1 protein-coding gene is annotated in these 1685 nt (G+C 36.6%); it reads left to right on the top strand.

Annotated elements, in window-relative coordinates; translation table 11 throughout:
- Positions 1-1475 precede the first annotated feature (1475 nt).
- On the top strand, positions 1476-1685 hold the full coding sequence (locus PGOND44_RS15655; protein WP_003446326.1) for a hypothetical protein: 210 nt from the start codon (positions 1476-1478) through the stop codon (positions 1683-1685).

Raw genomic sequence — 1685 nt, 5'->3', positions numbered from 1 at the left:
GAGAGTAAATGATATAGAAAGCTGGATTAATCTCATAACTTTAAACCACTTCTCGATACAATTTTCTATCGAAAATCACTCGAAGTGACAGCCTTGAGGCGTCAAGTTCCACGATACAAAGAAAAACGGCCTATTGAAAAAAAGTTAAAAATCAAGGAAGCAGCTTGGGAAAAGAGATGAAAATCTGTTTGAATCACGCTTTAGCGTGATGAGTTATTTTTCATCTGTGGCTGGGGATTCCGTAGGATTTTCTAGTTGTTTTTCAAACAGCCTAGTCTTTTTTGTTTCTTTTTTGGGCGATGCAAAAAAGAAAAGAGAGTAATTTTATCTAAAGCTTAAACAAGAAATTACTTAAAGTCTAAATATATCACTTAAACAGATTCCGCATCGCGCTATCGCTTGTACGGAATGGGAGAGATTCCGCATCCCGGCTACCGCCTTGCACGTAATGACAAGTTCCACGATACAAAGAAAAACGGCCTATTGAAAAAAAGTTAAAAATCAAGGAAGCAGCTTGGGAAAAGAGATGAAAATTTGTTTGAATCACGCTTTAGCGTGATGAGTTATTTTTCATCTGTGGCTGGGGATTCCTTAGGATTTTCTAGTTTTTTTCAAACAGCCTAGTCTTTTTTGTTTCTTTTTTGGGCGATGCAAAAAAGAAAAGAGAGAGTAAATGATATAGAAAGCTGGATTAATCTCATAACTTCAAACTACTTCTCGATACAATTTTCTATCGAAAATCACCTGCCTACCAAGGAACGCAGACAGGCTCGAAGTGACAGGTGAGCCGTGAGTCGGTAGCCGTGAGTGAAGAGTCGTGAGAGGTGAGTTTAAATAATTTTGAAATTATACTGCTTAATGCAATAAGCATTTATTATCTATTTTTGCTTAACACAATAAGCAATAATGAATAGTATTCAAGAAAAATAAGCCTAGATTTTCCTGCCTACCTGCGGTTGAGCAGGCAGGTTGGTTCTCCCGACACCTCGGGATTGGGCGATGCAAAAAATGAATGAAATCACTAATTTTATCCAGAGCTTAATTGAAAGGTCTAATAGCCGTGAGAGGTGAGTGATAAGCTTTGTCATGCTGAATTCATTTCAGTATCTTCATTAACTTCAAAGCACTTCTCGATACAATTTCCTATCGAAAATCACTCGAAGTGACAGCCTTGAGGCTTCAAGTTTCAACAGAGTTAGAAAACGGCCTACTAAATTAAGCCGTAAAAATTAAAGTGAAGATGACGTAAAATTTTAGACTGTTTGAGGCTGTTTTTACCAGCCGAGTTTCTAAAATTTAGACAGCAAACGTAAATTTTAGACTGAATTTCGTAAGCCTAGTCTTTTTTGTTTCTTTTTTGGGCGATGCAAAAAAGAAAAGAGAGTAATTCTATCTAAAGCTTAAACAAGAAATTACTTAAAGCCTAAATATATTACTTAAACAGATTCCGCATCGCGACTATCACCTTGCACGGAATGACAAGTTTCACGATACAAAGAAAAACGGCCTACTTTTTATGGAGGTTAGAAAACAAAAAAGTGGTGAAGAAAGGAAAATGGAGCAAAGCACTAGTGAAACGGTTTGCTTTGCGTGGAGGAACCGCTTTTGTAGTTTTCAAAGACATAAAAATAAGCCTAGTCTTTTTTGTTTCTTTTTTGGGCGATGCAAAAAAGAAAAGAGAGTAA

The organism is Psychroflexus gondwanensis ACAM 44 (assembly GCF_000355905.1).
In the GTDB taxonomy this organism is placed as follows: Bacteria; Bacteroidota; Bacteroidia; order Flavobacteriales; family Flavobacteriaceae; genus Psychroflexus; species Psychroflexus gondwanensis.
Note: the sequence above shows the minus strand (reverse complement) of the source record. Positions and strands in the feature narration are given on the sequence as shown.

What these genes read in the sequence shown, in the direction of transcription:
- PGOND44_RS15655 (WP_003446326.1), top strand. Translation starts at nt 1,476, where the DNA reads ATGACAAGTTTCACGATACAAAGAAAAACGGCCTACTTTTTATGGAGG.